This is a genomic window from Fusibacter sp. (assembly GCF_057447755.1).
Genome location: NZ_JBVBZF010000158.1, coordinates 1 through 7,931, shown reverse-complemented (window position 1 = coordinate 7,931; position 7,931 = coordinate 1). Strand labels below are relative to the sequence as shown.

Annotated in this window: 17 protein-coding genes; 1 reads left to right on the top strand and 16 read right to left on the bottom strand. The window is 39.3% G+C overall.

Translation table 11 applies throughout. The features are described from left to right. Positions 1–213: 213 nt before the first annotated feature. The 14 genes from AC220I_RS14815 to AC220I_RS14750 form a co-directional block, all read right to left on the bottom strand. Complete coding sequence (locus AC220I_RS14815; RefSeq protein WP_486724631.1) at positions 214–519, bottom strand: hypothetical protein; 306 nt, start codon at positions 517–519, stop codon at positions 214–216. Positions 520–762: 243 nt separating this feature from the next. Beyond that, complete coding sequence (locus tag AC220I_RS14810; protein WP_486724630.1) at positions 763–1,407, bottom strand: hypothetical protein; 645 nt, start codon at positions 1,405–1,407, stop codon at positions 763–765. 62 nt (positions 1,408–1,469) lie between these two features. Beyond that, positions 1,470–1,820, bottom strand: coding sequence for a hypothetical protein (locus tag AC220I_RS14805; protein ID WP_486724629.1), 351 nt, complete (start codon positions 1,818–1,820; stop codon positions 1,470–1,472). After that, on the bottom strand, positions 1,817–2,152 hold the full coding sequence (locus tag AC220I_RS14800; protein WP_486724628.1) for a hypothetical protein: 336 nt from the start codon (positions 2,150–2,152) through the stop codon (positions 1,817–1,819). Before AC220I_RS14800 ends, AC220I_RS14805 begins: the two co-directional genes overlap by 4 nt. 35 nt (positions 2,153–2,187) lie before the next feature. Next, on the bottom strand, positions 2,188–2,679 hold the full coding sequence (locus AC220I_RS14795) for a hypothetical protein (RefSeq protein WP_486724627.1): 492 nt from the start codon (positions 2,677–2,679) through the stop codon (positions 2,188–2,190). Positions 2,680–2,807: 128 nt separating this feature from the next. Next, complete coding sequence (locus AC220I_RS14790) at positions 2,808–3,074, bottom strand: hypothetical protein (protein ID WP_486724626.1); 267 nt, start codon at positions 3,072–3,074, stop codon at positions 2,808–2,810. Position 3,075: 1 nt separating this feature from the next. Next, a complete protein-coding gene (locus AC220I_RS14785) occupies positions 3,076–3,453 on the bottom strand; it encodes a hypothetical protein (protein WP_486724625.1) in 378 nt (125 codons plus the stop codon). A 154-nt stretch (positions 3,454–3,607) separates the two neighbouring features. Continuing rightward, positions 3,608–3,931 carry a hypothetical protein gene (locus tag AC220I_RS14780; RefSeq protein WP_486724624.1) on the bottom strand — a complete coding sequence of 108 codons (324 nt, stop codon included), beginning with the start codon at positions 3,929–3,931 and terminating at the stop codon, positions 3,608–3,610. After that, positions 3,918–4,136, bottom strand: a complete 219-nt coding sequence (locus tag AC220I_RS14775) for a hypothetical protein (protein WP_486724623.1) — start codon at positions 4,134–4,136, stop codon at positions 3,918–3,920. Before AC220I_RS14775 ends, AC220I_RS14780 begins: the two co-directional genes overlap by 14 nt. A 64-nt stretch (positions 4,137–4,200) precedes the next feature. Then, positions 4,201–4,662: a hypothetical protein gene (locus tag AC220I_RS14770; RefSeq protein ID WP_486724622.1), complete on the bottom strand. Its 462-nt coding sequence runs from the start codon at positions 4,660–4,662 to the stop codon at positions 4,201–4,203. Positions 4,663–4,669: 7 nt separating this feature from the next. Then, a complete protein-coding gene (locus AC220I_RS14765) occupies positions 4,670–5,023 on the bottom strand; it encodes a DUF6915 family protein (protein WP_486724621.1) in 354 nt (117 codons plus the stop codon). Between the two features lie 12 nt (positions 5,024–5,035). Beyond that, positions 5,036–5,377, bottom strand: coding sequence for a hypothetical protein (locus AC220I_RS14760; RefSeq protein ID WP_486724620.1), 342 nt, complete (start codon positions 5,375–5,377; stop codon positions 5,036–5,038). Between the two features lie 285 nt (positions 5,378–5,662). Continuing rightward, complete coding sequence (locus tag AC220I_RS14755; RefSeq protein WP_486724619.1) at positions 5,663–6,481, bottom strand: 3'-5' exonuclease; 819 nt, start codon at positions 6,479–6,481, stop codon at positions 5,663–5,665. After that, the gene (locus AC220I_RS14750) at positions 6,474–6,842 is read right to left on the bottom strand and encodes a hypothetical protein (protein ID WP_486724618.1); all 369 of its coding nucleotides are present in this window, start codon (positions 6,840–6,842) and stop codon (positions 6,474–6,476) included. Before AC220I_RS14750 ends, AC220I_RS14755 begins: the two co-directional genes overlap by 8 nt. A 152-nt stretch (positions 6,843–6,994) precedes the next feature. Here AC220I_RS14750 and AC220I_RS14745 point away from each other — a divergent pair, with 152 nt between their 5' ends. Further along, the gene (locus AC220I_RS14745) at positions 6,995–7,294 is read left to right on the top strand and encodes a hypothetical protein (protein ID WP_486724617.1); all 300 of its coding nucleotides are present in this window, start codon (positions 6,995–6,997) and stop codon (positions 7,292–7,294) included. 42 nt (positions 7,295–7,336) lie between these two features. Here AC220I_RS14745 and AC220I_RS14740 read toward each other — a convergent pair whose 3' ends face one another. Continuing rightward, on the bottom strand, positions 7,337–7,696 hold the full coding sequence (locus AC220I_RS14740; RefSeq protein ID WP_486724616.1) for a D-Ala-D-Ala carboxypeptidase family metallohydrolase: 360 nt from the start codon (positions 7,694–7,696) through the stop codon (positions 7,337–7,339). A gap of 8 nt (positions 7,697–7,704) precedes the next feature. Continuing rightward, on the bottom strand, positions 7,705–7,931 hold a 227-nt coding region (locus AC220I_RS14735), incomplete at its 5' end, for a hypothetical protein (RefSeq protein WP_486724615.1).

The following is a 7,931-nucleotide window of genomic DNA, read 5'->3' as shown; positions in this document are numbered from 1 at the left end:
TACGGTACATAAATATTACCCTAGTCCTCTGTTCAAAAGAAAGAAATCCGAGCCTAGAGTCCAAGTTTATGGCCGCAGATAGCAGGGTCCTGGTTTCAGCATAGGCCACGCTCAGCCGGTAGACCCCGAAACTCATTAAAGTTCGCCCAATGCGATTACGCAAATTGATTAATAGTGCTTTTTGAGTAGTGCTATAATACTTAGTCATTAAGACTACTCCGTTTCAGTTTGCCCCAAGTCTTGGCTATGCTTCCAATATTTTAAAATCTTAGCTTCTTTGGCCTTTAAATCATAAGGATAGCTTTCTAAATCAATTAATGAAACACTCCCTTTACCCCTTAGTATTCCTACTATCACCCTAAAATCATTGATTTCATGGATTAGCCGCTCATAATTAGAGGGGCCGCCGGCTTGATACCGCTCAGCCATACCAAACTGGGCACATTTCATGGCCATTTGTGCCACTTCGCTAGCCTCTTCTGCGAGTTTTGTTAATAAATACTGTTCTTTAGTCATCATGAATTTTTAACCTTATATTGAAAGTATCTGTTACGTGTTCTAATAGCTCTCCATACTAGGAACTTCTCTTTCAAGCCATACAACTCACCGTCGCATCTGTAGAGCCGGGTATCGAACACCGCCATGTTAGCCGTCCATATACTTACGCCAAGTGTTGGATTATCAATAGTACAGTCATTGCGTGACCACTCCTCGGGATGATCTCGCAAACTTTCAACTATTTGCTGACACACTGTTTTTGGTTTAGTCATCGTTCACCTCTGTAACCACTTCTTTCCAAGGTCCGAAGCCTTCTATATTAGCGGCATTTTTCCATATGTCCATAAACTCTTCCTTAGTTGGTTGAGTATTTGCTTTATCGCATATCTCGCCATTTTTAAAGATAAGATTTCTTCTCCAACCTTTTACAATCTTCTTCTCTTTTGGTTTGAGAATAAAGCTGGATGTCGGAGCTTGGCTAAAGTGGTTTCCATTACTGTGGTATGAACTCGTAACACCATTTTCAAACACTACAACTACCTGGCTATAATCCTGATTATCAGGAAAATGATGTAATGCCCTAACGTGAGTGCCATCAATATGTTGAATCAACTCAGGCTTATCCAAGTAGTCGAGTAAATTGTCTACGTATTGAACTTCTTCTTTTTTATCTTCGTCTTTCATAAGTTTCATAAACTCCTTAAAGGTTATATTCGCAGAATCATCATTTATATCCAAAACACCCCAACGGCCTTCATATATAACGCTAAAAACTTGGAAGCCTGGACCACTATAACATCCCTTATTCCTGAACATAGGCTCACCAGCGTCCTTAAGCACCCGCCAGACTTCATTCGCCTGCTCCCCAGTCTCGCATCCAATGCGCCATGATCTGTCTATTTTAGTCATGATTTTAATTCCTTTGCGTGAATCCAATGCGCCACTCTTCAAGTGTTAGTTTTTTAGTCATTCTAGGGATCTTCCTCAATTGTTATTTTATAACGTTTGTTGCATACACTAGTTTTAGTCGAACTCCATTCTGTCTCTTGAGCACCGAAAAGATGAGTTAATATAAATTTTTGGGAACACTTATTTTTCGGCTCTCTTTCTAGCCAGACATATTTTGAATATTTGACTGGTTCTTTTTTGATAGTCCATTCGGTTTCTGATAAAGGGTGGCATGAATTAGACCAAGAAAAATTTTCACCACGTCTCCACCGAAATCCACCAGATTCCCATTTCCATTCGTGTCCTTTACTATCTATTCCAATACAACCAGTTATCATAGCTTTAGCGGCATCATCTGTTGTTAGTTTTTTCATAACCCGTCACCTTCTTTTCCTGTTATCTTAATGCAGGCTATTCGGTCATCGAAGGCATATTTATCAGCTTTTTCCCTCGTTGTATGCCCGCATGCGGCGTCATGATATACATTAATCCAACACTCAAATTCCTCTGTCTCTTTGTGCTCTATGAAATAAGCAAAATAATTGAAAAATCTTGCATCACCTTTGCAGTCTAGTAATGTTAAACGAATGTCATCAAACCTTAATGGGTTATGGGGTGCTGGCTTATTATTTGAGAAATACCCGTCTACCTTGCCACCATTTAGTAATATTTCCCTAGCTTCATCGTGTGTTAGTTTTTTAGTCATAGTAATTTTCCTTCAAAATTTTTCTCTTATTGACCTCACTTACCTCTCTTCACTTCTTCAATATATTCACGCTCTCGTCGAGCCGTGTCTAAAATGCCCCATATTTGCTGTTGGCGCAGGTCTTTCTCAGGGTGGCATTTAAGGCAACAATCCATTGTGTGGTTGTAGTGCATCCAACATTCATGATCAGATGTGTCTTGATTGAGATTTTCAACTTCAGTAGTAGAATTGGTAGGGAACATGTCCTCCCATTTTTTCTCAATGCCGAATTGCGGTTCTTTAAAATTACACATTGGGTTGTTTAGCCAGAAACCTATTACTCCATCGCCAAAAATATTATAGGCAGTAGCGTTAAGATATTTGACTTTATTCCCCTCATACCCGTATCCTAGCTTAAAGCACTCCTCTTGAAAGGCTCTCTTTTGTTCTTTTGTCCAGTTACGAACGTCCCATTTAGTATTGAGCCATTTCTCACGTTCGGGGATAGGTCCTATCTTCCAATCTTTATTTATCTTTATCTTTGTCATTTGTTTTTCCTCCGTTAAATGAGCAATGTTCGACAATTTTGTCTTCGATGGTGTTGATATGGTAATGCAACAGGATATTGCCTACACAAATGTGCACTACTAGTAATAACGTAAAATATAGAGGTAAGTTATCTTTTTCCATGTCTTTTAGCCTCTTGTTGTAAGCGTTTCAAAACATCACGCCAATATGCTCCAGGATATTGGTTTGAAATGCGATATCTAATAATCTCCTCTACGGTATAACACTTTTGCCACCTTAGGAGAAATTTCCAAGATCCTATGCCATAAATGGCAAAGCTTTGTTTAAACCAATCAAAACTAACACTTACAGATTCAAACCGTTTTCGCATTTGTTTTTCCAACCGGCGCTCGTACCATTTTTCAATAAATTGCATTTTAAACCCCCATTTTGACAATCTGAGTCATGTTGGTTTCGAAGCATGCCACGGTATCCCTCAACTGCTTTATGGACCGTAGCGCTGCATTTTGTTGATCGAGATAATGCTGGAGTCGGCTACCCGGAGCGAACTGACGATTTTTAACATTGAGTTGTGTTTTTCTTAAATAACCTAAAATTACTAGTAGGCTCAGAACCTCTCGGGCTTGCCCGGCTTGAATGCACCCCGCCGCTTGTAATGCATTTGAGTAAATGTGGGCCTTGGGTTGACTAGCAAAAGTTTTCAAAAGAAATCCTGCCAGCTTTCCAGCATTTTTAAACTTGTCGCGGTATAGTCTTTTTGAGAGATTAGATTTTATGCGTTGGGAAGCATTCATTATAATACTCCGTATTAATTTATAAAGGCGGACACAGTAAAAACATGCACTTAACCATTTATTTTCAAAAAATAAGGACAAAACACGGACATTTTCGATTGTAACCCATTGACCAGTGGTACAATGTGTCCGTGTTTTGTCCTAAAATGTACCGCTAGCCCCAGATAAATTTGACTTGAACCGGTGGACCACTATCCAAACCGACTAGTATTCCTAGTGGAGTTAGTTTAGATCGTAGCACTCTATCAACTGCTAACGGATCGACTGTACCTGTAATAATCCTGGACATCATTATATCCACATAGTACATGCCAGTATTCGCAGCCGCAACCATTTCTGACTCAATAAAAGTCCAGTCGATTCGCGGATCAATCGTGGCCTCGTCGGCGGCTCTTTTGGTATCAGCCTTTTCTTTCAACTCGTCTTTAGTAACTGTTTTGACAAAAGCTATGTCATCTTTATCATCACTTGGCCGCATCTTGTGCTCTCCTAAATTCAGTTAATACATCGTAGATTTCTAGACCATAAAGTTCAACATCACTTGGCTCTAAGGCGCGATCAGGGAGTAGTGGTGGCCCGTTTTCAACGCAATTGCAGCCTGTATTTGGTTCAAAGTGACGGAATCTTCGATCAAATTCATCGTCATCAATGGCTGGCTGGCCACCTCCACATGGATAGTACAAATGGGCGTACCAATTGCGCCACTGGTACTGAAGTTCAATTTTCTTAGCTACAAACCTTCCTGAATTAGTCATGATTATATGCATCAACTTCGAATTTACCGTCCGGTGTAGCAGTAATTTGGACGTGATCACCAAATACAGCCTCAAAAATTTTGTCCTCTACATCACTAAGAGCGGCAATGAAATCGTTTATTGATTTAGCTTGTATAACTGTAGTGTCGTACTTGATTGTAACCCAAACTCCATCTTCATCTTCATCATCTTCAATATAGTAAGCTTCCTGCGGTAATCCAGGGTCAGCCGAAAGTAATACCGTTGCCTCACTTACATTACACCAAAACTCACAGGGGTCTCCGTCATTAAAATACGGGGTGTACTGCGTCCACTTAACAGCTTTTACTAATGGGTTTGCTTCAAAAAATTCTTTAAATGCCTGTCCAAATGCTTCTTTACCTGCAGTTCTTACTAGTTTGTCCGCTTCTTCCATCTTTGTTTTAATTTCTGTGTTCAATTCTTGTAGATTCATAGATTCCTCAATCAATTAGTTTAAAGGTTCGTTTTGAGATGGGAAGTTTGCCGCCCATCCATTTTTCTAATTTCATCGACTTAAAACACTTTTCTAGAGTTGGAATATGTCCCAAATCCTCAAGTACGTGTTGTTCAGCAATATCTCGAACTGATACCTTGCGACCATCACTATTAATAATGTAAGTACCAAACACTTTCTCAGCCAAATAGCAGCCCCAACTATTATGCAAAATCATTCGATGACGCATATCAGGGATATTTTGTTTTGTATGATCCATAAAGTCATGAATCTGTTGGTAATCTTCTGGAACGCCACCGTATTTCCTGGCAGAATGTGTGGCGTGTTTTAGCGGTTTCATAGTTTCCTACCTTTATTTCTGGGTGATCCATGCTGTAATATCGGCCGATCCCGCGGTTTGTGTGATCTGCAACCCCAAGAAAGTGCCAAGTATCTCTCCCTCAATAGTTAATAGGCCGTCATTTACCGTTGGCAGGGCAACTTGTGAACCAAACAACGTCCAGTCGGCACCTCCATTATTAGATACCAGGGGTTGTACACTACCCACAAATGCAGAAACATTTGACATTTTGAACGTAATAGAAAAATTCTTGTAATTGACCATGTTTACAAGGTTGGGTGCACTTGTCAACAATTGAACAGTGGTAGTGATCGATTGCGCGTCTAAAATCAAATTTGTTTTTGGATAAGTCATAGTTAATTTCCTTCAAATAAAGCTTGTAATTCTAAATAAGTATGGTTAATATACGGGTTGTATTTTAACTCCCATTCTGTTACTAAAGTACTAAAAATATCTGGATATGCTATGCCAATTTGAATCCAATATTGAATATGTTGAAGCATGTGCAAGTAAGAAGTCGCTCGATACTTTTTTAACGCATGCCACGCCCAATAATCAATATCATAGAGGCACTGTATGAATTCTTGTACCTCGTGGGTTTGATATAACCGGCGACACTCTAGCCAGTTTTTGACAAACTTAATCATCGGATTTTCCTTTTAACTCATATGACAATTTGGCATAGATATCGCGCCAAAACCCGGCACCCTCCCGAGAGGCGGGCCAATAAAAGGCGTATGATAACGCCAAGTAGGGAGGTGCTTTCCAATCAAAGTCAGGATCTTGAGTTAACTCCTTAAAATTTTGCTTAAATTTGGCCACAAGACCAGGCTCATTAAGTCGATCTAAGGCAGCATAAAAGCGCTGTTCATGCTCATTAACTGATGATAATATCTTAGGTTTGCGCCAGAACCCAGTGACTCGTTTAGCATTGATGATTTCTTGTGCTTGGCAAATAGCGTCATCAAGAGCGTTGTGTTTACCGCGGTTTTCTACCTTAAAGGTATTTGGATCTACAAGTTCTTTTAAGGCACGCATACAGAATATATTTCTATATTGCCAAGGAATAACCGCATTAAAATCCCCGAAAAGACTTTGTAAAATGCAGATATCAAAAATAGTGCCTTTAGCCCATACTTTGGTGTTTTTATCGATCATTGCGTTTAATAATTCCAGGGCATGAGTACAAAAATACGTAATGTCTCCATCATTGCCGAGGTTCCACGCGGCTTCTTGTGCTTCCTTTGACTGATCTTGCCACCATTGAATGGTTTCCGAATCAACTGTACGCCCTTTTAATAGCTGTTCAGAGATATTAAGCCGCATATGAAGCTTACTATCTTCAATGATTCCTGTGTGATCGAAGGCCACCGCCCCGATCGACAAAACTATCTTACGATAATCATTAGGGTCAGGTACACCAGCGGTTTCAATATCTATCATTACATGTTTATACAATGCGATTCCCTCCATACAATTTACCAATTGTTTGTAAACCTAAATTTACTTTATTACGTTCTGCTTTACGCAGGCGTTTCATTTGTGCCGATGCTATCTTTTTAGCCTGCATGTTAATGGAAAAAGTGGAGTTACCTAGGGCTTGGATGGGGTCAGACTGCCTTTTTGGGCGTGGCCCCATATATTGGTGATCGTGGGTTATAAAACGCTTATGTCTCGTACAATACTTAAATATTGAAGTTTTTGGCACCATTCTAAGTAGCTCTTTTTGGCGATTTCGCGACATAAGAAAAAATTTAAAAGGTGGAATGTCCAATAATTTTAAACGTTTTTCTAGTTTTTGTAGGGAACGTGCGTCCATAGCATACCTCTGATAATTTTTATAACAAAACACTAATCGGTAGGCTATTAGTCAAACTTTAGAAATTTATAAAAAGTAAATTATTACGAAATTGTAATTTAAGAATTTAGGAGGATTGGCGATAAGATGTGTGTAACAAGGGAGGCATCATAATGAAAAAGATTATAACAACGATACTTTTAATGGGAATGATGGTTGGGTGTGCCGACGACACACAATTCAATGAAGTTACTAAGGTTGAAAATATAGAACCTAAAACAGTGTTTTTGTGTCAATATAGTGAAGATGGCGAATTGCTTAGGAGGGTGGAGTTTGAAGTAGATACGGCAGAATTTTACAAAGAAAATTATTCATTTGAAGAGTGTAAAAAACACTCTGTGTGGCAACAAGACGTAGAAATACCTAAAATGTCAGTTCCTTCCCTGGACACTGATTTTAAGATCCCCTCTTGACCCAGTCTTTTGGGCGGGAGTGTTTATCTCCCGCCCACTTTTTTAACCTCGTTTCAGAAGCCCCTTAGTACGTCTATCAGCGTGTAAAAAACCGTCGTACAAAATAAAGCCCCGAAAACCCACTTTTTCCAGTTCTTTCTGCATTTTGTAAACGTCATAACTAGATAAGTGCCGAGTATCAATGTCAACGGCCAATCCACGAAGATGAAAAGAATTAGGTTTGCCGCCGACTTTTTTATTGTGTGCTGGGCATCGGTATGCACTATTAATAGGCATCTTTTGACCCAGCTTAATCCTCACAATCTGCAATTCATGCGCAGTCCCTATAACCTCTCTGTTATAGGTTCCACAGCATCTGCACGCCATTTCTTTTTGCGAAAAAAATCTAGGAAATTCTGTCATGATTCTCCTTATTTGCTAACAGATTTAAGAAATTGTTCAAATTCAAATTGCTGGTCGTCGATCCAATCAACTAATTGGTCATCGAGTTTATTTTCTGACTCTTCCGCTTTTTCTCGTAAGAATTCAACTAACTGTTCCCAGACGAATTCCAGAACAAATTTGATTGCAATTTGTTTTAAAAACATGATTAAAATTGTAGGCATAATTTCTTCCTTTATGTTGCTAATATTCCAGC